The organism is Streptomyces ambofaciens ATCC 23877 (genome assembly GCF_001267885.1).
GTDB classification, from domain to species: domain Bacteria; phylum Actinomycetota; class Actinomycetes; order Streptomycetales; family Streptomycetaceae; genus Streptomyces; species Streptomyces ambofaciens.
In genome coordinates, this window is sequence record NZ_CP012383.1 from 48,680 (window position 1) to 72,440 (window position 23,761).

The window sequence follows — 23,761 nt, forward strand, 5'->3', positions numbered from 1 at the left end:
CACAAGTGACGGCCAGTCAGTGCCCGCGCTCCGCCTCGCCGTCCGCCGGATGCTCCGGAGCCACCAGACGCCGCGACCGCGCCACCGAACCCGCCATCGCATGGAACCCCGCCTCCGTCAACCGGCTGTGCAGAACATGCAACCGGTCCCCCCGCGCACGGTCGTCCCCCGCCACCTGAGCCGCCCGCCAACCCACCACCACAGCCCGCTCCCACACCGCCTGCAACACCACCGGATCCAGATCCGGCCACAAGTCCCGCGGCAACTTCTCCGGACAGCCCACGGTGTCCAGCTCCGCAGCCGCCAGCACACCAGCCAGATACTCGCCCGACGACATCGCCCGCCCGGTCAGTACCGCGTCCGCGCGCATCACCTCGAACCCCGCATCATCGAACGGGACGCCCTGAGCGTCATCGGACGAGGCGGGCGTGGTGGCAGGGGTGTTGCTCATGCGGCGGTCTCCAGGCTCGTGGTGGTGGGGTACAGGGTGGTGACCGAGGCGCCGGCGGCCTGGTCGTCGAAGTCGAAAGCGAGCTGCCCGGGGACGGACACGACCCGCCGGCCACGGCGCCCGGCCCGGCGGCGGCCCGACCGGAACGGCGAGGACTCGGCAGGACCCGCGGCGCCCGGCCCAGCGGCAGCCTCCGCGGCCGCCACCTCCTGGCGGTCCAGCAGCCCCCGATCGACCGCCGCGTCCAGCAGCTCCGCACGCGACGCCGACTTCGGCAAACTCAGCTGCGTCTTCAGCCGGGCTATCTGCCACTTCGCCGTCCGCAGCCCCTCCAGCCCCGCACCCAGCCCCGCAGCCACAGCCACCAGCTCCGGGTCCGCGTGCCGGGCCAGGCCGCGCAGCACCGCGAGCTTCTGCTCCGTCCGCAGTTGCTCCACCGGCACCGGCACGGGAGCCGCCACCGGCACCGGCGCCGCCTGCCGCTCCTGCACCAGAGCCTTCGTCCGCTCCAGCGCCGTCCGCCCGCCCAGGATCGCGAACGGCTCCGGCAGTTTCCCCTCCGGCGTCAGGCTCGATCCGTAGGCGAGGCACTGCACCATCACCGGGCAGCCCACGCACACGTCGACCGCGGCAGACTCCCGCGCCTCCCGCACCTCCCGCTCCTCGCCCCCGTCCACGTCCGGGGCCTGCCACGCGTCCACCGACACGGAGTTGTCGCCGGCCGCCACACGCGGGTTGTCGGGGTCCGGGGCACACCCCCGATACCGGTAGTACGGATGATCCGACAGCGCGGCCAGGGCGACCGCAGCACTCAAACGCTCGGGCTGGCTCACAGGGAACCCCCTTCCGGGTCATGGGCAGAAAGAACAGAGTCGAGAACCTGGTCGGCCTCGCACAGAACCGCGCCGGCCAACACCGCGGGACCGAGCCGCCGGTTCAACCGGTCGACGATCACCGACATGTCGTGGTGATGCAGACCGTCCGCCAGACGACGCGCGGCGCGCTCCGCATCCAGAGCGCGCCGCAACCGCACCAACCGGACCACCCCCACCGCCACCCCGAGGGCGGCGAGCGCGGCAACCACAGGTCTTGCAGGTATCGAGCATGCTGGCACTGCACTCACCTCCCTCGGTGGTGTGCCAGACGGATGGACAGAAACCAGGGCCCGGGTCAGGGCCGGTACAGGGCGTTCGACCGGGCCGCGACGTTCTCCGCAGCCTCCGCGGCATCCAGGACCGCCACGTCGTGCGCGGCCTGCGCCTTCGCGGACATGGTCCGCCACTCGGCCATCTCGGCCTCCCACCTCCGCCGATACGACGACGGCTTCCGCCGCTCCCACCACAAGGCCAGGACCGTGCCGACAGCGGAAACCAGGAGGATCACCGGGATCACCCAGCGCTGCGGTTCAGACAGGAAATCGGGCATGACGGAGCTCCGTTCGGCGATAGCCGGGAAGGGAGGGATGGTTCGGATGCCCCAGGCGGGGACTTCAGGGAGGACGAGCCTCCAAAGGGCCGCAGAACGCGGGCCCGAAGTGGTTCAGGCGGCGACGGTAGAGCCGTCCGAAGCAACCGCCGGAATACCGAAGGCCGCAGCAATCACGTGCTGAGCCAGCAGACAGGGGACAGCATTCCCCACCTGTTCCAGTTGCTTGGTGCGACTCCCCTGGAACGGATGGTCCGCCGGGAAGGACTGGAGAACGGCAGCGTCCCGGACAGACAAGCGGATCGTGTCGCGCCGACCGCCCCGGTAGGCGGGCAACTCTTCGGCAGGCACAAGCCGCTTGCAGTCGATCCACCGACCGGCATCGCGCTCGCCGTAGAGGGTGGCTCGGGCGCCGGAACCACCAACGCAGGAGGGATCCGGACCGCCTGCCGCAGTCCCGACCATCACGGTCAGGGCCGGCCGGTGCGTCATGCCCCATCCGATGGCCTCGGCCATCGACACCCATGGCTTCAGTCCAAAGCCTTCTTGGACGTTGGTGGCGCCCTTGCGGTAGCGATGGTGGGTCGGCTCCGGAAGCCGGGCTGTGCCGTCCAGTGTGGCGACGAGGAACGCCCGAGTACGGGTCTGGGGGACGCCGTACTCCTCGGCGGACAGTCGACCGGTGGCGACGCTGTAGCCCTCCGGTTGCAGGAGCTCAGCGAACTCCTCCCACACCGAAAGAACGGTGGGCACCTGCTCCAGGAGCAGCGTCCGGTACGGGCGCCCACCGTCCACCGCAGCCAGAGCCCAGCGCAGTGGCTCCAGGACCAGCCCGGTCCGCTCATCATCGAACCCGGCCAGCGCTTCGGTGATGGCCTGCCGGGCCGCCAGCCGCCGCGCAAGGTCGAGGATGGTGTCCAAGGCGGCCCGACCGCGGCCCTTCCCGCTGACCGAGAACGTCTGGCAGGGCGGGGAACCGATGAGGTCCGTGGCGTCCGGGAAGTCGGCGGGCCCATATGTCCGGACATCGCCCTCCACCGTGGCCAGACCCGCAGCGCGGCGGGTCTCGCAGGCGGCATGATCGCGTTCGATGCCGATCACGTCCAAGCCGAGCCGGGTCGCCCCAACATCCCAGCCGCCGGGGCCAGCGAACAGGTCGACCATCATGCGGCGGCCTCCAAGGCCACGCCGACCGGGATGCCAGTAGCGGCCGAGACGACGTGCGCCGCCAAGAGCGGCGGAACGGCGTTGCCGACCTGCTCGAACTGCTTCGTCTTCGTGCCCTGGAACGGGTAGTCCGGGCGGAACGACTGAAGGACAGCGGCCTCGGCGACGGTGATGCGCACGGTGTCGGGGCTGGCGAACTGGGACTCGCCGCCGGCGTCGCGGTTGCGGTGGCCGGGCGGCGCGATCCGGTTGGTGGCGCACACCGTGGTGGCCGGGCGCTGCTGGACCCACTCAATTCGAGCCGAATTGTTGCCGAAAGCCATGGTCGGCGCGGGCTCCTCAATGCCGCGTATCGCGGCCCGCTCCTGGTTGCCGTTGCGCAGCACCCACTGCCCACCCGACTTCGAGGTGAAGGCGGGCGCCGGCGCGGTGTACGGGTCGGCGGTCTGGCGGCTGCCGTCGGCGCGCTGGTCGCGATTCGTGTGGAGCACCCACGAACGGGCCTTCTCAGTGAGCGCCCACGACGGCCGGTCGGCGGGAAACTCGTTCCCCCCAGCAGTCTTCCGGTCCCCGCGGGTGTTCACGGTCAGCCCCTCGACCCATCCGAGCGCTTCCGCCATGGACACCCACTGCTCCAGGCGCTCACCGAACAAGTCGTCCGCCGGCTCCTTCGCATGCGTCGGCGCCGGCGCGGTCACCGGCCGAACCCGGGAGGCGATGAGGATCGCCCGCTTGCGGGTCTGCGGGACGCCGTAGTCGGCAGAGTTGAGGACCCCCACCCACGTGCTGTAGCCCCACTGCTGGAGGTACAGAGCGTACTGACGCCAAAGCGGGAGAACGTCGGGGACTTCCTCCATGCACACCCACTCGGGGCGGAGGTCGTACAGCCAGCGCATCGGCTCCGCGGCCAGCAACGACCGTTCGTCCTTGCACTGGGCGACGAGTTCGGCCCGACTGTCCCGGCCGTGCGCCAGGTCGTGGGCCGCCTGGTGCACCAGCGGCTGGTCCGCCAGGCCCCCACGCTTCCCCGCCCGGGACCACGCCTGGCACGGCGGTGACGCGATCAGACCCTTGATCCGACCCACGAACGGGGAGGTGGGGTAGGCGGCGACGTCGGTCTGGATGACAGGGTGCCCGGCGGCGTGCGCGGTCAGGCACGCCGCCCGGTCCCACTCAAGACCGATGTCCGTCAGCCCCAGCAGGCGCAGGCCCTCAGACCAGCCCCGCGGACCGGCGAACAGGTCGACGATCACGCGGCGCTCCTCTCCGTGTCGCCGCCCTGTGCGGCCTTCTGCTGCTTCACAGCCGTCTCCAGCAGGTCCAGCAGCTCACGGAACGGCATCTGCTCCCTTGCCGGCGGCGGGCCCTCCACGTACAGGTCGATGACTTCCTTCACCGTCGCCTCACCACGAATCTGGGTGAGCGCATCAGCGTTCATGCGCATGTCGATCGCCTGGAGATACAGCCTGTCCAGGACCTCGTCATCACCACCCTCAGCAAGAACCTCGGCCTCCACGATCCCGCCGTTGCGGGGCCCGTCGTACGCGGCCTCGGCGGCGGGGTCGATGTCGGAGGGCTCCGGGTCGCCAGACTCGGCGGCGGCCATGGCTTCGGCCCGGGAGGCGACCTGGCGACCGATGGCGGTGATCTGGTCGAGATACTCCGTCGGGGCACCAGCGTTCTTCGCCTCCTGCCACAGGGCGCGGACCGCGTCGGCGGACTTGGCGGCCTGGGCCTCGGCAAGGTAGTCGCGGCGCTCCCGCTGCACCGGCGGCGTGTTCGGCGTCGACTGCACAACGCTCATACGCGGCTGCTCCTGGTCGGCGTTGTCCGCCTGCGCCATCTCCTCGGCCGTGTAGACGCCGGCGAGGTCGTGCGGGAACGCCTTCCGAAGCGCCAACGCTTCGGCGCACTTGGCGATCTGCCCGGCGGGCATCTTTGCCCACAGGCCCTTGGGGTTGCCGTCCGGAAACGTCTGCACGTACTCGCGGAACGTGGCGACCGCGGAGAAACGCTGCCCATTGCGGACCACGGTCACCTTTGCGGCCGCCGGCGGCTCGTCGGCCAGCCACACGTCACGCCACCGACCGGACGGGTCGCACCACACGGTGTCCTCGTAGCCGTACGTGCCGCCGGTCTGCGCGGTCACGCGCTGGGCGATGACGCGGTACCCGTCGATGCCGGTCTGCGGCGTGTAGACCTCGCGGCCGTCCTTCTTGCTGAACCGGCCGATGAGGTAGATCTGCCGGGAGAACGGGTCGAGGCCGGTGCGCTGGCACAGGTGCAGGAAGCCGGACAGTTCGGCGGCGGTCACCTGGTCCTTGATGCCGGATTGGCGGAGGACGGCGGCCTGCTCGGGCGTCCAGTTGGTCTGGTCGGGGCGGATGGCGAGGGCGCCGCCGGTCTTGGTGGGCTGGTTTTGGGTGTGCGAGGTGGGGCCCTCCGCCGTGCTGCTGGCGAGGGCCTCGGTGGTAGCAACCACGTGAGGTCTCCAATGTGGGGTTGTACGAGATACCGGAGGGCGGGTCTGGTTGTCGGCGTCCAGACCGGCCCCGCCGGCCGATGCCTACTCGGCCCGGTCGGCTTCGATCCCGAGCTGGTCCAGCAGATAGTCGATCGCCAGCACGTTCGGGCCCGTCTTCGCGTTCAACACCGGGTGGCCCTTGCAGGCCTCCTTCACCCGGTCATGCAGAGCATCGTTCGGACGCATCCGCATCGGAACCATGTCCGCCGCATCCTCAGCACTCCACACCACCGGCTGCGGATCGAACTCGCCGTCCAAGAACTTCTGAAAGCCCTCGTTGACGATGTCGTGCACCCGCTCACCCGAAGCCGCGGACAGCTCACGAATCAGATCCCGCACCCGGCGAGGCACCTCCGGATTACGCTCCGCGCCCTGCGGCAGAGCCACACGAGCACCCGGCGCATACCGGCCCAGCTTGTACGTGAACATCAGATACTCGGCAGCCACCCGCGCCGACGACGCACGCCGGTCGTGGGTCTCCTGCCGGATCTTCTCCGTCGCCTGCGTCGACAGCAGCTTGGACGCCATCACGTTCAGGTTCACCCGGGCCTCCGGCTGAACGGAGCGGCGGTCGACCCAGCGCGGCATCTTGAACCGGCCGGCCAGGTACTCCGCCAGACCCTCGTTCACCTTCGCCGTCAGCGTCGTCGCCGCCGGATCAGCCGCCGCAGCAGCCTTGATCTGATCGCGGATGCTCTCCGGGATGTTCATCGCCAGGTTGTGGCTGCCCTCCACACGGGAGGGGTCAGTGGCGCGGAGCTGCTCCCAACCGCCCGGCGCCAGGGCCGCGTCCACGAAGGCAGCGAGGTCGGCTCGCTGCGTGCCGGCGACGAACGCCGACACTTCGGCGAGTCCGTCACGCAGCGACGGGCGTGTGGTGGAACGGTCGGCGGGAGTGCGGGCCACGAGGGGTCCTTTCGGCGGTGTACGCCGCCGTGATCCTGCATGACCCGGCGGGCGTGTGGGGGCGTTGACCACGCCAGTTTCCTCCATTCGTATTGCGGATGCCATAGGGCTATGGCGGTGGTTGAGGTGCGCTGTTTCCTAGCAACACCAACCATACCCGCAGACCTATTGTGCATGCAATAGCTTCGTGGGTATGGTGGAACCATCACCACACGGCGAGGGGACACCGAATGCGCATCACCAAGAACCAGACCACCCGCAAGACCCTCGCCGACCTCTACCGCAGCATCGACCGCGCCACCGTCGTCACGATCACCTACCGCGACGAGAAAGGCGAGGAGACGATCCGTAGCATCGAGCCGTACGAGATCCGCACCACCAAAGCCGGCCGCATCCAGGTCCGCGCCATGTGCCGCCTCCGCGGCGACGCCCGCTCCTTCTACGTCGACCAGGTCGTGTCCTACACCTGCCACCGGATGGCGTTCGTCCTCGACCGGCCGGAGGCAACGACCCCCGCCGGACAGGGCATCGTGGTCCGTAGCGCCGCACAGCTCATCGCCCGCGAACTCGGACGCGACTACCTCCCCGCACGCCGCCTTGCACGTACCGACCTCGCACCCGCCGCCTAGGGAGAATCCCATGTCGAACACCGACAAGCCCTACGAAGTTCTGATCACTGGAGCCGGGTTCTCCCAGCCCGCCAGGTTCGCCACCGTAGAAGAGGCCTACGCCGAAGCCCACCGTGTCCGCAAGGACGCCGAAGCTGGCGAACGCGTGACCTTCACCAACCTGATCGGACAGACAGGCGCGCACCTCGTCCTCGGCATCCGCATCAACGGCTGGAACCCGATCACCAACACCTGGCTCACCCACGCCGACCTTTGGAGCGCGAGGAAGCCCTCGCCCGACGCCCTCACCCCGATCCCCGCAGACTGGCACGGCGTTCCACTGCCCGACGACTGGTACGGCAAGTCGACGGCCGTCTGACCTCCGCTCAGCAGGAAGGCCACCGCCCTGTGTTGGGTGGTGGCCGAGTCGTAGAGATCGCGCAGACGGAGTCTAACCTTGAAGCCCTTTGCGGGGCTACCGCCTCTGACGAACCCGCAGAATGGAGCCCGTGACCGTGACCCACCAGACCGCCCTCTTCGGCCAGCACCAGATGGCTCTGGTCCGCCAGGACAGCGTCGCGCGGCGCTGGCAGTGCACCGAGTGCGGCGTGCGAGCGGAGCACTGGTTCAACGCGCAGTCCCGGTACGAGACCCGGCGGTGGATCGACTGGACGGCTCCCGACGGGCGTACCTGGTACACGGACTTCCGCGACGGGTACGCCGATCCGCCGGCCTGCCCCCTGCCCGGTATCCCCGCCGTGTGCCCGTGGGAGACGCCGTTCGTCCAGCTGTACCGCGGGGCGTGGGGCGACGTGCACCTGGACACGGCGATGCGGACCTGGTGTGAGCGGCATCAGCAGGCGATCAGCGAGTGCACCGACCCCGGCCCGTACTGCCCCGGATGGCAGGCACACGAGGACGGGGAGCCCGGCATGCCCGGACCGTGCACCGGTCGGGAGAACTCCTGCAAGTGCATGTGCCCGGCCTGCTGCGGCGACACCCCCGACGTGTGGGGCGCCCCCGTCTACTGACGGACACGCCGCCCCGGCAGGGGGGAACGCGGGCCGGTCTTCCGTCATACGGTGCCTCTACGACCTGCGGAACCCCGCCCGGACCGCCCTCCCACCACCATGCTGATCTTTCAGTAAAACCTCGGGACACCCCCACCCAGCAGCCCCATCGTGGTGTACGGCGCGGACCCAGCCCACCCCTCGCCCACGCGACATCCCCTAGTGGGTGGTGGTCCCGAGGTTTTACTGAGGATCTTGATCTGGTGTGGGGTGCGGGCACAATAGGGCCCATGGAACCCCGCGCACTCCTCGACACCTGGCTGGACACCGCAACCAACCTGCGATCCTCCAGCCGCATCGAGTACCGGCGCGAGGTCACCCGCTGGCTCACCTGGTGCGAAGATCAGCGTCCCCCGGTCAACCCCTACCGGTGCGGCATCGAGGACATCGCCGCCTGGGCCGGCACCCTCCTCACCGACCACCTGGACGGACGGCCCTTCGACGGGCCCGACGCCCTCACCCACGTCGCCGAACACCATCGCGCCGCCGCGTTGACCCACGACCGGCGGATCACCGCCATCACCCAGTACTACGAAGCCGCCAAAGACCGCGGCGCCATCCGCCTCGCCCCCGACCTCACCATGCTCCGCTCCGGCGTCGACCGCGACGCCGGCACCCCCCGCCGGCTCACCCCCATGGAACGCAACGTCCTCCTCATCTGCATCGGCATGTGGGGACCCGACCGCGCCCGCCACTACCGCCGCGACCGCCTCATCGCCTACCTCCTCCTCGAGGGCCTGCGCCCGGCGGAGGTCGCCCGCGTCGACATGCGCCACCTCTACGACCTCGGCACCGGCGTCTGGGAAGTCCGCGCCCCCGACTACGAGTACGAAGCCGTCGGCAAGAAACACGTCCTGGAGCCGCTGACCGTGGCCGCGCTGATCGAATACCTGCCGCACCGCATCAAGCCCGCCGACGGAGTCCACACCCTCATCACCGTCCAAGGCGGCGGCCCCCTCGACTCCGGATACCCCAACCTGATCATCCGGCAGATCGCCGCCCTCCACCCCCTCCTCGCACAGCGCACCCCACCCGTCACCGCCGACACCATCGCCCACACCGGGTACTGGGAGACGCCCCCCGGCTGAGTAGGATCACAACCCACACACCGGGGAGAGGTGCCGCGATGACGCTGGTAGCGGGCGAGTACGAGTTCACGTGCGACGAATGCGACGGGGACGGGAACCTGCAATACATCCGCATTACGACCGAGGGCGACGACGAGCCCGAACTCGTCTGGGACAAGTGCGACGACTGCCACGGCGAAGGCCGGCTCCTGGTCGACGAGGAAGAAGCGGCCGAGAAGATCCGCTGGGGGCAGACCCCGACACGCACCCCTGCCGCCGCCTAGTCTTCGTCCCCGCCCGGAAGACGCTCGGCAATTCGGGCGGCGATGCGGTAGCCGGGGCTGTTGTCGAGGCGGCCGCGCCGGCGGTCGTAGCGTCGGGTGGTCCGCGGGTCCTTGTGGTCGGCGAAGTCCTGCACGTGGTGGAGCTTGGCGTCGGGCGCGTCCAGGGCGTGGGTGACGGCGTCGTGCTTGAGGACGTGCGGGTGGAAGGTGGCCGCGTTGGCGATACCCGCCTTGGCCGCTAGGCGCCGCACGAGGCGCCACACGTAGGCCGGGTCCAGTGGGTTGCCGTTGCGGGTCTGGAACAGTGGTCCCGTGGTGCGGCCCGCGAGGTAGACGTCGATGGCGTGCCCGGTGGCCGGTGGGACGACCTTCGGTTTGCGGCGGCCACCCTTCAGGCGGACGTTGAGAATGCGGTGCCCCTTGTCGTAGCCGAGGTCGTCGGCTTGGGCGCCGAGGGCGGAGTCGAGGCGTAGCGCCACGGTGTAGATGGCGAGCAGGAGGGCGTAGGAGCGGGGTCCGTCCTCGTAGGCCGCGGCGAGCAGGCGCGCGGACTCTTCTTCGGTGCTGCCTTGGGTGTCGGAGCCGTCCTGGTCCAACTCGGGGCGGGCGACGAGGTCGAAGGGGTCGATGCCGTCTCCGAGGGCACGGACCGCGTACTTGTGGAAGCTGGAGCAGGCGGAGAGCAGGTTGGCGCGGGCGGCGTCGGAGCGGGGCGGACCGGTGGGGGCCTTCTGCCCGCGGTGGCCGCCCTTGACGGGGACCATGGTGGGTGCGGTTTCGAGGTGGCGGGAGAACGCTTCGGCGAGGGGGAAGCGGGCTTGGAGCGGGTGGGTGCCGGTCTCGCGGGCGTAGGTGTCCCACACCCGGTATTGGCGGACGTACGTCTGCCGGGTGTTCTTCGTCTTCTGCCGGGCAATCCAGGCGCCTACGAGACCGGGGTATGGGTCGCCTGCCGGGTAGTGGCCAGCCAACTCGGTGGCGAAGTCGAGGGCTTCGGAGGGCCAGTCGTCGGCGGCGCTGCGGGTGCGCGCGGCGAGTTGGCCGCCGCGCGCTCTCGGGACGAGCTCGGTCATGGCCGAAGCTCCGTCGGAAAGTCGTGGTGATCCGTGTATGAAGCGGCTACGTCACGGACGTCGGGGCATGGCCACGCCCGTTGGCAGTGATTGCAGACCAGCACACCCCAGTGCGGTGCTTCGCACTCTGTGCACTGTCCCATGGAGTGCGGGGTGTGCCGGGCCAGCATGCGTCGCTTGGCCTCGACCTCGACAAGCACGCGTTCGGCTTCGCCTGGCGCTCGGGTTCCTGTGCCAGTGAAGAGGGTGAGAGCGGCGGCGGTGTCGGGGTCGTTCCGGACGACCTCCGCCAGAGCGAAGGCGCCCTCTGTGGCTTCGGTGGAGGTGACGATGGCTCCGCTCTCGCGGAGTCGGATGGCGGCCCGCATGAACGTCTCGTCGTCGTTCAGTCGGTCTTGCAGGAAGCGCAGCGGGTCGTCCACGGATGGCCCCTTGGTTGGTTCGGTCCCCCGCCCATACGGGAGATCCACATAACAGTAATTATGTAGTAGGTGAGGGCCCGAGGTTCCCTTGACACCTGTTCAGGGACCTGTTCGACGTGTTCGATTCTTCGTCAGGAACGATTCTGAGCAAGCGCCTCGGGGTCACGCAGATGCTCCAGCACCGCGCGTTGGATCTCCCTGGCCAGCAGGCTGTACTCGTCATCGTCCGGTTCCATCGTGAGCGTCGCGACAAGCCAGCGCAGGACTACTGCCATCGGAACGTCCACGAGTCCGACGTTCTCGGCTGCTTGCTGCGACCACGCCTTCAGCTTGCGATGCTGCTGGCGATCCAGATCAAGCGTTAGCCGGGACATCCTCTGTTGCTGCGGCACGGCGCCTCCTGTTGCACGTATCGGCAACCGTGGAACGACTGAGTGCAGCGCCCGTCACGCGGAACACACGTTATGCGCTTCTCCTGGAGCGATTCTGCCGCAGGACGCTAGCGGGCCGGATACAGGACGTCGAACTCTGGCGGCTCCCACCGGCCGAAGGTCGACACGTCGTCCTCGGTGAAGTCGGACGCCCCGCGAAGGGTCACTCTTCCCATGCGGAGACTTCGGAAGCTGATCCCCGGAGCTTCCATGCCCGCTGCTTTGGCTCGGCTGCGCACGACAATGTCGATGCCACCGGGCAGCAGAGCCTTCGCGGCGATGTTCCCCCAGCGGTCGATCTGCCGGAACAAGGGTCCTTCGGCCTGGCCGAGGCCGGCCAGCGTTCCCAGCCAGCCATCGGTGAACCTGAGCACGCTGGTCGTCTGGTCGCCGCTGTCACGCACAAAGACGCTGGTCTCTGCTCCAGGTAGCCGGACCCGGACGCCGTCGTGCATCAGGTGTACGGCGTCGGCCGTGCACCGTGACAGCTCCCCTGCCTGGTTGGCCGTGCCCCATGCCAACGTGAGAAGGCAGCCATCCCGCAGGCCAGCAGGATCGTCACGGCAGGTGGACAGCATGGCCCGCAGCCCAGCCTCGTCGATCGGCACGCTTTTCGGGGTGCGCCGGGTGGACGACGACTCCCACTCCATCTTCCAGCGGGTACACATCTCCCGAGTCAACGTGGTGTCGAACCAATGCCCGTGGGGCTGCCAGGTTCGTATTGCGTACCAAGCCAGATCCACCGTGTTAGGGGACATCCGGCGCACCTTGATCAGGTACTCGATGTAGGCGGAAAACGCTTCCATCGTGCAGGGCCTAGGGCTTTCGCTCCGGCTCTCACACCAGTCCTGGAACTTACGACGCTGGAAGTCGTAGGCCCGCTGCGTCTCTGGCGTCGTCATGCAGCACCTCCAGATTGGGCGTTCCACAGCAGGGCGACGACGGTTGATTCGTACGGCCAGCGCGCCACTCCGCCGTGCTTGATCAGGTGTAGAAGGGTCCGGCTGGGGAGGGTCGCCCCAACCTCCAAGGGGACGCAACCGGGAGGAATCTCGCAGGGGCCTATCTCGGCCCGACTGCGTCCGTCATCGGTTTGCGTAGGTGCCGAACCAGTTGAGCGCTGCGCCCGAATGGGCTGAGTCCAGCACAGTTCCCCGTCAGCATCCGCTCCGGCTTGGTCGGCGTTCAATCGTGCGGAGAAGGCAGGGTGCAGTCGTTTCAGCCGCTCGGCGTTCGTCTCTCGTGCGGCGTCGGCTAGCGGTATCTCCCCTACCTCCAGAAGCGATACGGCGAATTCGCCCGACATTAGGCCGGTGTGCACGCGCAGGAAGGCCGCAGCCTGCACCGGGGGCCAATAGGCAGCCCGGCGGAGCGTCTGGCCGATGCGATCCCTGTATGCGGCGGGTATCCGGTCACCGCGCAGATCCTGGCGGGTCTGAGCCAAAGCCTGCGCGGCGCTTGGGCTGTAGAGCATCTGGTCCAGCAGGCTGCCGGCCATCCGTTCGTGCAGTGTCCTCATGCCCGTCCTTCCGGAGTGCAGACACATTGGAGTAGTTGAGATACTCTAAGCGTAGCAGTAGTCAAGCTACTCCGCCCCGCCTACGCTGAACCCATGGACCTGACCGGCTACCTGACCTCCGACGAAGCAGCAGAACGGCTCGGCATCAACCGCCAGAGCCTGTACAACCTGGCCAACCGCTCACCGGATTTCCCGAAGCCCAAGAAGGTTGGGCGGACGTCCCTCTGGCCAGAGCACGGCGTAGACGAGTGGCGCGAGAAGCACCCGAAGCGACAGACGAGAAAGGGGACAGAGGATGCCGACCAAGCCCCGTAAGCCGTGGCGTGTGATCGTGACGGGTCCGGACGTGCGTGCCGAGTCGGACCACACCAGCGAGGCCAAGGCGTACGCGCTGGTTCGTGCCTCCCTCGGTGAGGAAAGCCCCGCCGACACTGCGCGGGTTGAGCAGTGGGAGGGCGGCCGGTGGTGGCACTTCGAGACCGTGCGCGCCGACGAGATCCGCGCGGCCCAGGCCGCCATCCGCAACATCGACGAGAAGTGAGGACACCGACCATGCTGACCCTGCACCCGATCACCGGCGGCATCCGCGACGGACGCCACCAGCAGTACCCCACCCCCAACCTCCCGGCCCGCCCGGTCGCTTCGCAGGCGGAAGCTGAGGAGTCCGCCGTCCGTCTGTTCCGCGCCTACGGGGCGATCAGCTACCTGCGGCTCACCGACAGCGCTGGGGAGGAGGTCCGGGAGTACCGTCGCGGCGACTTCTTCCAGTCCACGTCGCCCCTACGGGACGTACACCGCCGCGTGGTCGACCAGGACCTCGGGTGCCGCGCCACCGAGAAGTGAGGGAACCGACCATGAGCGAGATGGAGTCACGGATCGCGTCGCTGGAAGCAACGAACAGCGACCTGCGGAGCGAGAACCGGGAGATCCGAAGGGAGATCTTGCGCGCGCTGCGGTTCATCGAGAAGGGTGACGTCGGCTCCGCGCAGACCCTCATGCACCGCCTGTCCCTCAGCGTCGCCGAGAAGTGAGGCCATCATGAGCACTCCGACCGAACTCCGGACCCGTGCCGCCGAGCTGGAGAACCGCGTGCCTCCGGTCACGGCCGGCCCCCGTACCGACGACGAGCGGATGTGGCTGGAGAAGGCCGCCGCCCTCCGCGACGAGGCCGACCAGCTCGACGCCGCCGACCGCGCCACCGAGAAGTGAGGACACCGATCATGGCCTACACCGCCTACATGCCGCCCGTGGGTGGTGGCAAGCAGAGCCACCCCGAGATCACCGACCACTGCCGCCCTGACAACGAGCCCACCCACCCGGAGCACGACTACCCGACTGCCGGTCCCGCGCGCTGCAATCGCTGCGGCGCCACCGAGAAGTGAGGACACGACCATGACCACGAGCTGGCCGGAGCGGGTGCGACTCCCGCGCGGCCGCCACACTCACGCCGTCGGCTACGCGGCTGGCCACGCCGACCGCGTCACCGCCTGCGCCCGGAACGCCGAACCCGGGGACTTCCTGGACGACGACAGCCCCATCACCTGCCCCGCCTGCCAACGCGTCACCGAGAAGTGAGGACACCGACCATGGGACGAGAGATCCGCCGCGTACCGCTCGACTTCGAATGGCCGCTCAACAAGGTCTGGGAGGGCTTCCTGATGCCCGACCGCTTCGACGAAGTCGACTGCTCCGACTGCAAGAACGGCTACTCGCCGCAGGCCCAGAACTTGTATGACCTCTGGTACGGCTACCTGCCGTTCGACCCGGCCAGCACCGGGTCGACGCCGTGGCGCCACGACAGCCCAGGCGTGAGGGCGTTCGCCGAGCGCAACGTCACCCAGGCGCCGGACTACTACGGCAGCGGCGAGGCCGCCATCGTGCGCGAAGGTCAGCGGCTGGCGAGCCTGTGGAACGGCCAGTGGTCCCACCACCTCTCCCAAGAGGACGTGGATGCGCTGGTCGCCGCTGACCGGCTTCGCGACTTCACTCACACCTGGAGCCGCGAGGACGGCTGGCAGCCGAAGGAACCGTCGGTCGCACCGACGGCCGCCGAGGTCAACGAGTGGTCACTGCGCGGCATGGGACACGACAGCATCAACGCCCACGTGGTGATCGAAGCCCGCTGCGAGCGCGAGGGTGTCGAGACCCGGTGCCCGACCTGCAAGGGCCACGGCAGTATGGAGAAGTACGAGGGACAGCGCGCCGAGGCCGAAGCGTGGGAGCCCACGGACCCGCCGAAGGGCGACGGCTGGCAGCTCTGGGAGACCGTGAGCGAAGGCTCGCCCGTCAGCCCCGTGTTCGCGACAGCCGATGATCTGGCCGGTTGGATGTCTGACCCGGAGCGCGGCGACCGTTGGGTGCCGGGCGACGTGGCCCGCAAGTTCATCGACGACGGTTGGGCGCCGACAGGAGTTGTCACGCCGGGACGTGGCTACTCGTCCGGCGTTGAGGCCGTTGGATGGTCTGAGAGTCAGTACTGACCACCGCGCGAACGGGGCCCCGGCTGAGGAAAGCAGCCGGGGCCCCGTCACGTCTGACCCTATCTGGGCAGGTCGGTATGGTGGAAGTTCTGCCAGGAGCGGGAGGCGGTCGGCCCGCGCTGGCCCTGATACCGGGAGCCGCGTAGCGCGCTCCCGTACGGGTGCTCCGCCGGGCTGGTCATCTGAATCACCGCAAGCTGCCCGATCTTCATGCCCGGCCACAGCAGCAGGGGCAGGGTGGCCTGGTTCGACAGCTCCAGCGTGACGTGGCCCTCGAACCCGGGGTCGATGAACCCGGCCGTGGAGTGCGTGGCCAGGCCCAGCCGCCCCAGCGAACTCTTGCCCTCCAATCGGGCTGCCAGGTACCGGGGCAGCCGGACCCGCTCGTAGGTGGAGGCGAGGACGAACTCGTCGGGGTGCAGGATGAACGGTTCGCCGTCGGGGACCTCGACCAGGCGCGTCAGGTCGTCCTGCTGGACCGCGGGGTCGATGTGGGACGCCCGGTGGTTCTCGAACACTCGGAAGGTGCGGTCGAGGCGGACGTCGATGCTGGCCGGCTGGAGCATCGCCTCCTCGTACGGGGTGACGCCGAGCTGGCCGCGGGATATCGCGTCGTGGAGGTCTCTGTCGGAGAGGAGCACGCCGCGAGCCTACGACCGGCTCGGGCGCCGCCTTCCCCCTACTTCTTCTGCTGCTCCCGCCACGCCTCCAGTTCCTTCTTGCAGAGCACGCACAGGGGGTTCCCGCCGGGCCCGTACCGGTGGGTGGGGTGCTGGCATTTCACGCAAGGCCCGACGTACGACGGTGCGCACTCGGGGGCCGGCGGGGCGGGTCTCTCAGCGGTGACGTTCACCCTGGAATCGTACGACTGTGCAGGGGGAACACCGGCCGACCATCGCCGGGACACTGGGGGTACCGCCCTTCCCCGTGATCGGAGCCCTTCCCATGCCCGAGCAGCCCCCGGTTGAGCCCACGTTTCGCAGCGACGTCACCGTGCAGCTGGTCAAGGCGACCGCGGAGGACGCGCACGTCCTCTGGTCCGCCCGCGTCTCCACCCTCGGCGAGCAGTCCCTCGACCAGATCGGCACCGACCCCGAGCGCTCCAAGGGCCTCATCAACTACCTCATGCGAGATCGTCATGGGAGCCCGTTCGAGGCGACTAGCATGACGTTTTTCATCAGCGCCCCGATCTTCGTGTTCCGGGAGTTCATGCGGCACCGCGTCGGCTGGTCCTACAACGAGGAATCAGGCCGCTACCGGGAGCTGGAGCCCGTCTTCTACGTCCCCGGCTACGACCGGAAGCTGGTCCAGGAGGGCAAGCCGGGCCAGTACCGGTTCGTGGAGGGCAGCCCGGATCAGCACTATGCGATGCGGAAGGCGATGAAGGCGTCGTACCGGCAGGCGTACGCCTTCTACCAGCGGCTCCTCTGTGAGGGGATCGCCCGGGAGGTGGCCCGGTCGGTACTGCCGGTGGGCCTGTACTCGTCGGCCTACGCGACGTGCAACGCGCGGTCGCTGATGCACTTCCTCGGCCTGCGCACCACCCACCCCGACGCGGCCACACCCTCGTACCCGCAGCGGGAGATCGAGATGGTCGGCGAGGCCATGGAAGCCGAGTGGGCCAAGCTCATGCCCCTCACGCACGCGGCGTTCAACGCGAACGGCCGCGTCGCCCCCTAGTCAGGCCGTCGTCGTATCCGTGACCAGGCCGAGCGCGACCAGAGCCGCCAGGACACTCTGTGCCGCGGTCCCGTCCGCCCACGAACCCGACACCACCGGCCGGGCCACCGCCGCAACCCCGAAGAAGCCCAGCTTCCCGCCCGCCGCATCCAGGTCGAACACGACGTCGTACGGATTCGTGCCGACCTGCACCCGGCCGATCAGGTGCGGGCCCGCGGGCTCCCAGCGCATCATCGCGTTCTGGGCGCCGGTGAAGTCCGGGTTGGCCCAGGTGGAGACGATGACGTCCATGCCGGCGACCTCGAGGTCCATGCCGCCGCCGGTGACCCGGAACCGGTAGGCGCCCTCTCCGTCGCCGCGGGCCACGGTGAGGTTGTCGCCAGCCACGTTGACGGGCCCGGTGAATGTGGCGCCGGCCTTGTCGGCTTTCCCGGCGAGGGAGGTCTCCACCTCCGTGACTGAGGCTTCCACGGCTGTGGCCCGGTTCTCGAGGCCGAACTCGCCGCCGACACGGACTTGCAGGTCGGTGACGTAGGTGTTGAGGGTGTTGCCGTCGGCGGCTGGGTAGGCGCCGATGCTGGCCGGGGTGATCGGGTCGCTGCCTGCGGTGGCGTGCGATGCGGCGTGGGCTGTGGGGGTGCGGGGGTTGGTGGTGGTGGGGTCGTCGGAGCGCAGCGCAACGGTGGGGCCGGTGCCGGCGGCGCCGAGGGGCGGCTGAGGACCCGCGGGTCCTTCCGGTCCGGTCTCGCCCGGGTCGCCCTTCGGGCCGGGGTCTCCCTGCGGTCCCTGGGGGCCGGTGTCTCCGGTGTCGCCCTTGGGGCCGGGCTCTCCCTGGGGGCCGGGATCGCCCTGCTCGCCCTGGAGTCCGGTGGCGCCCGTGGGGCCCGGGTCGCCTTGCGGTCCTGTCTCGCCTGCGGGTCCGGCCGGTCCTTGCGGGCCTGCGGGTCCGGGGGCGTAGACGACGGTGCCCTGCCCGGTCTGAGTGTCGGACAGGTCGACGCGCAGGTCCCCCACCCACCAGGTGCCGGTGTCCGGGACCAGGACGTGCGTGATGATCGGGGTGCCGTCCAGAGCACGCCCTTCCTGGACCGCCCACAGTGTGTCCCCGACCACCGACTCGACACCGGCGTTCGGGGTGAGGTCCACCTGCCACGCCCCGTCTTCCTCGGGCGTGATGGCCACCGGCCGGACCAGCTCCCCCGGGCCCGGCGCGGCCGCGACGTAGCCGACCGCGGGCTTCCCGGTCACGTCGACCAGCGTTGCCCGCATCTCCACCCGCTGCGGAGACGCCGCCCCGATCAGTTTCCCGGTCACCGTGGTCATGGTCAGACTCCAGTTCGGTTGTACTCATCGACCAGAGGATGAGCGGGCTCGGGTTCGATACCGGCGTGGTGCATCTGCCGCGCCCACCGGTCCGTCGTCCACGCGAACGCCCGCAGCAGCGTCTCCAGCCGGGACTGCCGCAGGCGGAGCTTGCCGTTCTCCTCGTCGACCCGCTGCACCGTCGCCTGAAGAACAGCGAAGTCCTGGGCCTTGGCCTGCGGATTCGCCTGGATCGTGGCAACGGCCTCATTCGCTCGAGCGGTCGCCTGGGATGCCTTCACCGTGGCCCGTGCCACGAAGAAGCCGCCACCGCCGAGGATGCTCCCTGCGGCCGTGATGAGACCGATCCACTCGGTCACGTTCATGCGCCCTCGCTTTTCTGGGCGCGCCGCGGAGCTGGGGGGACCGAATGCTCGGGGACCGTGGACGCCCAAAGAATGACCCCCACGTGGGAGGTCAGGTACCAGATAGCGACATAGGCGCCGCGTGAGTAGTGGCCGCTGATGACTGCGGCCCCGTAGGCGAGTGCCCACACTGTGGGGGGAAGTAGCGCGGTCCAGAAGCCGAGCCGGTCACGGCCGATCTTCATGAACGCTGACATGGTCGTGACGATCCCGCAGACGATCCACAGCCAGGACCAGTGCTCGAGGTCGCAGATGCTCGTCAGGAGTTCGAGGCCGGCTGGGCTTGGTGGGGCTACGAGGAAGCTGACGCCCCAGCAGGTCTTTCCGACGCCGAGGATCAGCAGGAACTTGCCGCGGCGGCCCAGATGCGCACTGAGCCACCGGGCCGCGCGGCAGGGGGGCATCCGGGGGTCAGACCTCTCGGACTGCGGAGACGACCTTGACGCTCTCGCGCGCTACGGGGGCCGTGACCTGGGTACGGACGAAGGCCTGCGCGATAACGGTGACGGCGGCCATCACCGCGGCCTGCCGGTCGGCGGACCAGTCCAGGCCCAGGTTCATGCCGAGGGCGAGGGCGGCCTGGGCGAAGCCGGTGAGGGCGGCGACCTGCCCGTCACCGACCTTGAACGCGACCAGCAGGCCCAGGAGTGCGGCCGCGGTGACGTTCACGGCGGTCTGGGTGTCCTGGTTGACGTCGATGACGAACGCGGCGACGAACTGGACGGCGACGGCGACGAGGCCGGCCCAGACTGCGGGCTCACGCCCGAGCAGGGTGGTGGTCTTCACAGGTCTCTCCTAGTGAGCAGGGGTGGGATGGTCAGACGACGACGGTGAAGCCGTACTTGTTGCCGAGGCGGGTCAGGGAGTCCCTGCCGGGGATGCCGTCGGCGTTCTTGCCGCGGTAGCTGCCACCAGCCTTGGACCGCTGCCAGGCGGCGTACGCAGTGACGGTCGTGGTGCCGAAGTGACCGTCCGAGTAGCTCTTGGAGAGGAGTCCGGCGTCTACGAGGGCGGCTTCGACGGTGCGGACGCCGCTGTACGTGACCGGGGTGCCCTTGGCGGCGGGGTCGGAGCGGGCGGCGGCAACCAGCTTGGACAGGTCGACGACGGGCTTGGTCGGCTTCGGCAAGGGCTTGGGCTCCGAAGGCTTCGGGGGCCTGGTGGTGGGCGTGCCGTTGTCCAGGCGACTGCTGATCCGCTGCCGCATGGAGGTCATGGTGAAGCCGCGCGGGTCGACTTTTCCGGGCTGCCACTCAAGGTGGCCGATGACGGATCGTTCGTCCCAGCCGTGGTGGCGGCAGACGGCGGCCGCCGCACGTTCGATCGCCTCGAGTTGGGCGGCGGGCCAGGGATCGTCGCCGTCGCCGAGGTTCTCGCACTCGAAGCCGTAGAAGTGGCGGTTGCCGTCGACGGTCGCTTCGTTGTCGGCGGGGAGTGTCTTCTCATCGATGACGGCGCGCAGTACGTCGGGATCGCCCAGTCCTGCGTGGTTCGCTCGGCCGTAGCCGACGAGGTGGACCTTGCCGTCCTTGGTGATGACGCCGTGGCACAGCGGGCCGGGTAGGGCGCTGTGTCCTCTGCGGCAGAGGTCGACGGTCCGGGCGCTGCCCTTGGTGACGGTGTGGTGGATCGTCACGCCGTGGACAGGGCCCCAGGGGCCCTTGCTGTTGCGGTTGTGGTTGCGCCAGTTGCCGATTTCGACGACGGTGAGGCCTTCGGCCTTGAGCGCCCTTATGAATGCGTCGGCGGACATGGGTGTGGCCATTCAGGACTCCTTGGGAAGGGGACTGACGCGCGGGACGTGGAGGCGGTTCCATGCGGTCTCGTCCGGGATGCCGCTGGTGTCGCCGCCGCTCTTGGGCCGCAGTTCCTGCTGGAACGACTTCCAGGCGTCGCGGTGTGCGGTCGTCCAGTCCGGTCCGAGGGTCTTGCCTGCCGGGTTGTGGCCTTCGCGGGTGAGGCGGGCGCCGGCTGCGGCGATGACGGGGCTGTAGCGGCCGCCGTGGAAGAACTCCGGGCCCGGGTACGGCTCGAGCCTGCCGCTGTGGTCGCTGGCTTCTACCGGGGCGGGCGCCGGTGCGACGGCGGGTGTGGCGGTGGGAGCAGAGTCGTCCTGCTTACGGGCGGCCGTCTGATCGTCTTGCCGCTTCGGATCGGGCATCGCCCGTACTCCTGAACTCCCCGCGCCCAGGTTTGCAGTGTGGCGGGCCGCTGTGGTGCGGCCGTCCCTCGGGGGTGGAGCGTGTGGATGGAGGGTCACCCGGTTGATCTCAGAGTAGAGGGCTAGCCCGTCATTCGTTCCCCTCGTCATCGTCGGGGATGGGTGAGAGGTCGGTTATGGTCTGCATGCATTCACCACAGACTGCCCGGTAGGTCGGTTCGGTGGCGTTCGGGTAGTAGGGTGCTGTGATCGACAGCCCTTCGATGGAGCATCCGCTGGTGCGGCAGGTTGCTACGAGCATGACGGGGGTGGGTTCTTCGTTCATTTGAGTTATCTCCCTATGACTTGCCAGCTGACGCTCGTGGCGTTGGTGTCGGTTCGGGTCATCCATACGACCGCTGACGTTGCGGACACGGCAGACATGGAAACTCCGGTGACGCGAGTTCCGGGGACTGTGGTGGCTGAGCAGGCGAACCCGTCGAAGGTCGTGCCCTTGAGTTGGGCGTAGGTGACGGTGGTACTGGTGGGCGTATTCGCCGCTGATGGTGTGATGGTGACGCGGCCAACGGCCTGATTTCCGGTCGTCAGCATTCCGGAGACGGTGGTGTTGCCGTCCTTGTCGACGGTGAACCGGTTCGCTGAGTCCCGGAAGAGGCGCAACAGGTAGCCGGTGTGGGCAACCCCAGCTTCCACGTACAGGGCGCTGAAGGAGCTGGCGGGTGCGGAGACGGCCAGGCGGCCATTGCCGACGGTCGCCAGGTTCGGCTCCGCGATGAAGGTGGTGGTTTCGGCGGGCGTGTCTTCGTTGACGTAGCCGAAGTTGGCCAAGGCTCCGTTCATGAAGATCCGTCCGCCGATGCGGCGGGCGGACGGGGTGGCGTCTGCGGCGAGACGTTCGATGACTGCCGCGTCGCGGGCCAGGACGGAACGCCACACCATCTGGTTGTAGCCGTTGGCGGAGAACGGGCCGGAGACCATCTCCAGGTTGGCGTCCCCGGTTACCGGCTCCGAGACGGCGACGTTCGCTGCCTTTGTGCCGGCCGCGTTGTACAGGAGGAGCGCCGGGTAGGTGAGGTTGGGGGCGAGCCACATCACGGCGCCGCTGGTGCCCTGTACGAGGAGTCCCCGGGCGGACAGTTCGTTGATTGCGACGTTGTCGTCGTTGTAGACGAGGACCTTGTTGGCGTCGGCCTCGTTGAGGGTGATCCGTTCGCCGGTCGCCTCGGTCTGGATGAGGGCGCCGGTGATGGTGGATCCGTTGATCTCACCGCCGGTGATGGTCTTACCGGTGATGGCGTCCGCGTCGAGCTTGACGGCTGTGATGGCCCCGTCGGCGATGTTCACGGAGTTGACGACGCCGGTGGGGACGGTCTCCACGGCCACCAGGTCGACCTGCTGCACGCCGCCCGCTGTCGACCCGTACAGCAGACGGATCAGGGGCCGGATGTAGCGGACGCCGGCGTGGGCCAGGCCCGGCGTCTTCGGGTCGGGACGCGGCGTGTTCGTGCCGTTCACGCCTACCGCGGCGTGGCCTCGGAGGTAGCCGGTGATCGTCGTCCATGCGGTGCCTACGGCGATCGTCTGGTTGCTGGCCACCACGTAGTGCTGAAGCGCCACGTCGTTCGCGCCTGTGACATTGACGCGCGTCGTGCCGTCCGCGGCGATACCTGCCAGGCCCAGGTAGACGGTGGGCGTTCCGGTGGTCGGGGCGACCGTGGTGCGCACCCGGACCGTGACCTTGTAGAGGGCATCCGGGTCGAAGGGGATGTTCTGCCGGTGCTCCAGGGCGGTGCGGCCGGTCACCTCGAAGACGGTGCCGCCGGTGCCCGCGTCGGTGACGCCGGTGAGGACCTGCCACGTGCCCGAGTCCGCGACCTGCTGCCACGCGGTGGCATCGGCCATGGAGTCGGTGAGCTTCTGCCCGATGGACTGGGCGATGCCAACGGTGAGGGCGTTGGTGGTGACGGCCCCGGCGGCGATCTTCCCTGCGGTGACGGCGTTCGCGGCGAGAACGTCTGCCGTTACTGCGAGGGCGGCCAGCTTCAGGGTGGTCACCGACCCTGCCGCGAGCTTGTCGGTGTTCACCGCTCCGGCGTCGATCTGAGCCGTCTGTACAGCCCCTGTCACGATCTTCGGGGTGGTGATCGCATTGTCGGTGATCTCGGTGGTGCCGATGGCGCCGGCGGCGACCTTCGCCTGCGTGACCGCATCATCGGCGAGCTTCACGGTAGTGACGATGCCGTCGAGGATGTCCGTGGCGACGACCGGCGACGGGCCGAGCGGCCCCGCCTGCGCCGTCGGCTCCGAGGCGGTCCCGGAGGTGTTCCGGGCGATCAGCCGCACATACACGGGCTCGTCACAGGCGACGACGACCGTGCCGCCCTGCGGAGTCTCGAACGTGCTCTTCAGCGTCTCCAGGCTGGCGATAAAGCCGTCCTCGGTGGAGGCGTGGACTTCGACGCGCTGCCAGTCCAGCGGCGGCACCGCGCCATCGGCGAAAGTCCCGTTCCAGGAGACGGTGATCCCGCCGAGGACGGAGCCGAGGATCGGCGCGGCCGGCACGGGTGGCGGGGGCCCGTTGACGATGTTCACGGCGGTCGTGCCGTCGCTCTGCACGCCGAGGATCGCGCGGAGGCTGCCGTCGCCGTCCCTCACCTGGAGGGCGTTGTTCTCGATGCTGCCGCCGTGTGCGTACCGCTGCCCCTTCTCGATGTTCTTGATGCGCTGGTCGAGTCGGGCGAGTTCCGTTGCGAAGTCTCGGGCCAT

Annotated in this window: 37 protein-coding genes; 14 read left to right on the plus strand and 23 right to left on the minus strand. The window is 69.0% G+C overall.

Annotation, left to right across the window (positions count from 1 at the left end; genetic code table 11):
- Positions 1–16: 16 nt before the first annotated feature.
- From SAM23877_RS36520 to SAM23877_RS36555, 8 genes are all read right to left on the minus strand, one after another.
- A complete protein-coding gene (locus SAM23877_RS36520; RefSeq protein ID WP_053143328.1) occupies positions 17–451 on the minus strand; it encodes a hypothetical protein in 435 nt (144 codons plus the stop codon).
- On the minus strand, positions 448–1,284 hold the full coding sequence (locus SAM23877_RS36525; protein WP_053143330.1) for a hypothetical protein: 837 nt from the start codon (positions 1,282–1,284) through the stop codon (positions 448–450). The genes SAM23877_RS36520 and SAM23877_RS36525 overlap by 4 nt, the downstream gene beginning before the upstream one ends.
- Positions 1,281–1,535: a hypothetical protein gene (locus SAM23877_RS36530; RefSeq protein ID WP_053143332.1), complete on the minus strand. Its 255-nt coding sequence runs from the start codon at positions 1,533–1,535 to the stop codon at positions 1,281–1,283. Before SAM23877_RS36530 ends, SAM23877_RS36525 begins: the two co-directional genes overlap by 4 nt.
- An 86-nt stretch (positions 1,536–1,621) precedes the next feature.
- Positions 1,622–1,876 (minus strand): hypothetical protein, encoded by a 255-nt coding sequence (locus tag SAM23877_RS36535; RefSeq protein ID WP_053143334.1) that lies wholly within the window; start codon positions 1,874–1,876, stop codon positions 1,622–1,624.
- Between the two features lie 114 nt (positions 1,877–1,990).
- Positions 1,991–3,043 (minus strand): DNA cytosine methyltransferase, encoded by a 1,053-nt coding sequence (locus tag SAM23877_RS36540; RefSeq protein WP_053143336.1) that lies wholly within the window; start codon positions 3,041–3,043, stop codon positions 1,991–1,993.
- A complete protein-coding gene (locus SAM23877_RS36545; RefSeq protein WP_053143339.1) occupies positions 3,040–4,296 on the minus strand; it encodes a DNA cytosine methyltransferase in 1,257 nt (418 codons plus the stop codon). Before SAM23877_RS36545 ends, SAM23877_RS36540 begins: the two co-directional genes overlap by 4 nt.
- A complete protein-coding gene (gene bet / locus SAM23877_RS41905) occupies positions 4,293–5,525 on the minus strand; it encodes a phage recombination protein Bet (protein ID WP_053143341.1) in 1,233 nt (410 codons plus the stop codon). The genes SAM23877_RS36545 and bet overlap by 4 nt, the downstream gene beginning before the upstream one ends.
- Positions 5,526–5,609: 84 nt before the next feature.
- Positions 5,610–6,473: a hypothetical protein gene (locus SAM23877_RS36555; protein WP_053143343.1), complete on the minus strand. Its 864-nt coding sequence runs from the start codon at positions 6,471–6,473 to the stop codon at positions 5,610–5,612.
- Positions 6,474–6,703: 230 nt separating this feature from the next.
- Here SAM23877_RS36555 and SAM23877_RS36560 point away from each other — a divergent pair, with 230 nt between their 5' ends.
- The 5 genes from SAM23877_RS36560 to SAM23877_RS36580 all read left to right on the plus strand — a co-directional run bounded on the left by SAM23877_RS36560 (position 6,704) and on the right by SAM23877_RS36580 (position 9,502).
- Positions 6,704–7,102 carry a WYL domain-containing protein gene (locus SAM23877_RS36560; RefSeq protein ID WP_053143345.1) on the plus strand — a complete coding sequence of 133 codons (399 nt, stop codon included), beginning with the start codon at positions 6,704–6,706 and terminating at the stop codon, positions 7,100–7,102.
- A 10-nt stretch (positions 7,103–7,112) separates the two neighbouring features.
- On the plus strand, positions 7,113–7,460 hold the full coding sequence (locus SAM23877_RS36565; RefSeq protein ID WP_053143347.1) for a hypothetical protein: 348 nt from the start codon (positions 7,113–7,115) through the stop codon (positions 7,458–7,460).
- A gap of 130 nt (positions 7,461–7,590) precedes the next feature.
- Positions 7,591–8,112 (plus strand): hypothetical protein, encoded by a 522-nt coding sequence (locus tag SAM23877_RS36570; protein WP_159042067.1) that lies wholly within the window; start codon positions 7,591–7,593, stop codon positions 8,110–8,112.
- Positions 8,113–8,381: 269 nt separating this feature from the next.
- Positions 8,382–9,239 (plus strand): hypothetical protein, encoded by an 858-nt coding sequence (locus SAM23877_RS36575; protein WP_053143350.1) that lies wholly within the window; start codon positions 8,382–8,384, stop codon positions 9,237–9,239.
- 38 nt (positions 9,240–9,277) lie between these two features.
- Positions 9,278–9,502, plus strand: coding sequence for a hypothetical protein (locus SAM23877_RS36580; protein WP_053143352.1), 225 nt, complete (start codon positions 9,278–9,280; stop codon positions 9,500–9,502).
- Here SAM23877_RS36580 and SAM23877_RS36585 read toward each other — a convergent pair.
- From SAM23877_RS36585 to SAM23877_RS39955, 5 genes are all read right to left on the minus strand, one after another.
- Positions 9,499–10,575, minus strand: a complete 1,077-nt coding sequence (locus SAM23877_RS36585) for a tyrosine-type recombinase/integrase (protein ID WP_053143354.1) — start codon at positions 10,573–10,575, stop codon at positions 9,499–9,501. The two genes, SAM23877_RS36580 and SAM23877_RS36585, sit on opposite strands and share 4 nt — an antisense overlap.
- Complete coding sequence (locus tag SAM23877_RS39950; protein ID WP_159042068.1) at positions 10,572–10,997, minus strand: DUF6221 family protein; 426 nt, start codon at positions 10,995–10,997, stop codon at positions 10,572–10,574. The genes SAM23877_RS36585 and SAM23877_RS39950 overlap by 4 nt, the downstream gene beginning before the upstream one ends.
- A 131-nt stretch (positions 10,998–11,128) precedes the next feature.
- Positions 11,129–11,389: a hypothetical protein gene (locus tag SAM23877_RS36595; RefSeq protein WP_053143358.1), complete on the minus strand. Its 261-nt coding sequence runs from the start codon at positions 11,387–11,389 to the stop codon at positions 11,129–11,131.
- A 107-nt stretch (positions 11,390–11,496) separates the two neighbouring features.
- Positions 11,497–12,330, minus strand: a complete 834-nt coding sequence (locus tag SAM23877_RS36600; RefSeq protein WP_053143360.1) for a hypothetical protein — start codon at positions 12,328–12,330, stop codon at positions 11,497–11,499.
- On the minus strand, positions 12,327–12,947 hold the full coding sequence (locus tag SAM23877_RS39955; protein WP_159042069.1) for a hypothetical protein: 621 nt from the start codon (positions 12,945–12,947) through the stop codon (positions 12,327–12,329). The genes SAM23877_RS36600 and SAM23877_RS39955 overlap by 4 nt, the downstream gene beginning before the upstream one ends.
- Before the next feature lie 93 nt (positions 12,948–13,040).
- Between SAM23877_RS39955 and SAM23877_RS38740 the strand changes: the two genes are divergently transcribed.
- From SAM23877_RS38740 to SAM23877_RS36620, 8 genes are read left to right on the plus strand one after another with little or no spacing between them, the layout of a single operon-like run.
- The gene (locus SAM23877_RS38740; protein ID WP_079030871.1) at positions 13,041–13,262 is read left to right on the plus strand and encodes a helix-turn-helix transcriptional regulator; all 222 of its coding nucleotides are present in this window, start codon (positions 13,041–13,043) and stop codon (positions 13,260–13,262) included.
- Positions 13,243–13,488, plus strand: a complete 246-nt coding sequence (locus tag SAM23877_RS36605) for a hypothetical protein (RefSeq protein WP_159042070.1) — start codon at positions 13,243–13,245, stop codon at positions 13,486–13,488. The genes SAM23877_RS38740 and SAM23877_RS36605 overlap by 20 nt, the downstream gene beginning before the upstream one ends.
- 11 nt (positions 13,489–13,499) lie before the next feature.
- Entirely contained in the window at positions 13,500–13,790 is a 291-nt protein-coding gene (locus SAM23877_RS36610; RefSeq protein WP_053143364.1) for a hypothetical protein, read from the plus strand.
- Between the two features lie 11 nt (positions 13,791–13,801).
- Complete coding sequence (locus SAM23877_RS39960) at positions 13,802–13,978, plus strand: hypothetical protein (protein WP_159042071.1); 177 nt, start codon at positions 13,802–13,804, stop codon at positions 13,976–13,978.
- 7 nt (positions 13,979–13,985) lie between these two features.
- Positions 13,986–14,156: a hypothetical protein gene (locus tag SAM23877_RS39965; protein WP_159042072.1), complete on the plus strand. Its 171-nt coding sequence runs from the start codon at positions 13,986–13,988 to the stop codon at positions 14,154–14,156.
- A gap of 11 nt (positions 14,157–14,167) precedes the next feature.
- Complete coding sequence (locus tag SAM23877_RS39970) at positions 14,168–14,329, plus strand: hypothetical protein (RefSeq protein ID WP_159042073.1); 162 nt, start codon at positions 14,168–14,170, stop codon at positions 14,327–14,329.
- 10 nt (positions 14,330–14,339) lie between these two features.
- Positions 14,340–14,522 (plus strand): hypothetical protein, encoded by a 183-nt coding sequence (locus SAM23877_RS36615; RefSeq protein WP_053143366.1) that lies wholly within the window; start codon positions 14,340–14,342, stop codon positions 14,520–14,522.
- Positions 14,523–14,533: 11 nt separating this feature from the next.
- Positions 14,534–15,427 (plus strand): hypothetical protein, encoded by an 894-nt coding sequence (locus SAM23877_RS36620; RefSeq protein WP_053143368.1) that lies wholly within the window; start codon positions 14,534–14,536, stop codon positions 15,425–15,427.
- 59 nt (positions 15,428–15,486) lie between these two features.
- Here the strand turns inward: SAM23877_RS36620 and dcd are convergent, their stop codons facing one another.
- On the minus strand, positions 15,487–16,068 hold the full coding sequence (gene dcd / locus SAM23877_RS36625; RefSeq protein WP_053143370.1) for a dCTP deaminase: 582 nt from the start codon (positions 16,066–16,068) through the stop codon (positions 15,487–15,489).
- Positions 16,069–16,106: 38 nt separating this feature from the next.
- Positions 16,107–16,280 (minus strand): hypothetical protein, encoded by a 174-nt coding sequence (locus SAM23877_RS39975; protein ID WP_159042074.1) that lies wholly within the window; start codon positions 16,278–16,280, stop codon positions 16,107–16,109.
- 92 nt (positions 16,281–16,372) lie between these two features.
- On the opposite strand from SAM23877_RS39975, the gene thyX reads away from it, so the two are divergent.
- Positions 16,373–17,107 carry an FAD-dependent thymidylate synthase gene (thyX, locus tag SAM23877_RS36630; protein WP_053143425.1) on the plus strand — a complete coding sequence of 245 codons (735 nt, stop codon included), beginning with the start codon at positions 16,373–16,375 and terminating at the stop codon, positions 17,105–17,107.
- On the opposite strand, the gene SAM23877_RS41910 is transcribed toward thyX, so the two are convergent.
- From SAM23877_RS41910 to SAM23877_RS36665, 8 genes are all read right to left on the minus strand, one after another.
- Positions 17,108–18,430: a collagen-like protein gene (locus SAM23877_RS41910; protein ID WP_053143373.1), complete on the minus strand. Its 1,323-nt coding sequence runs from the start codon at positions 18,428–18,430 to the stop codon at positions 17,108–17,110.
- 2 nt (positions 18,431–18,432) lie between these two features.
- Positions 18,433–18,795, minus strand: a complete 363-nt coding sequence (locus SAM23877_RS36640; RefSeq protein WP_053143375.1) for a hypothetical protein — start codon at positions 18,793–18,795, stop codon at positions 18,433–18,435.
- Positions 18,792–19,238 carry a hypothetical protein gene (locus SAM23877_RS36645; RefSeq protein ID WP_053143377.1) on the minus strand — a complete coding sequence of 149 codons (447 nt, stop codon included), beginning with the start codon at positions 19,236–19,238 and terminating at the stop codon, positions 18,792–18,794. The genes SAM23877_RS36640 and SAM23877_RS36645 overlap by 4 nt, the downstream gene beginning before the upstream one ends.
- Positions 19,239–19,245: 7 nt before the next feature.
- Positions 19,246–19,620 (minus strand): hypothetical protein, encoded by a 375-nt coding sequence (locus SAM23877_RS36650; protein ID WP_053143379.1) that lies wholly within the window; start codon positions 19,618–19,620, stop codon positions 19,246–19,248.
- Positions 19,621–19,651: 31 nt separating this feature from the next.
- Positions 19,652–20,599 carry an N-acetylmuramoyl-L-alanine amidase gene (locus tag SAM23877_RS36655; protein ID WP_174532318.1) on the minus strand — a complete coding sequence of 316 codons (948 nt, stop codon included), beginning with the start codon at positions 20,597–20,599 and terminating at the stop codon, positions 19,652–19,654.
- Positions 20,600–20,995 carry a hypothetical protein gene (locus SAM23877_RS36660; protein WP_053143380.1) on the minus strand — a complete coding sequence of 132 codons (396 nt, stop codon included), beginning with the start codon at positions 20,993–20,995 and terminating at the stop codon, positions 20,600–20,602.
- Between the two features lie 130 nt (positions 20,996–21,125).
- Positions 21,126–21,320: a hypothetical protein gene (locus SAM23877_RS39980; protein ID WP_159042075.1), complete on the minus strand. Its 195-nt coding sequence runs from the start codon at positions 21,318–21,320 to the stop codon at positions 21,126–21,128.
- A gap of 5 nt (positions 21,321–21,325) precedes the next feature.
- A complete protein-coding gene (locus tag SAM23877_RS36665; RefSeq protein WP_053143382.1) occupies positions 21,326–23,761 on the minus strand; it encodes a hypothetical protein in 2,436 nt (811 codons plus the stop codon).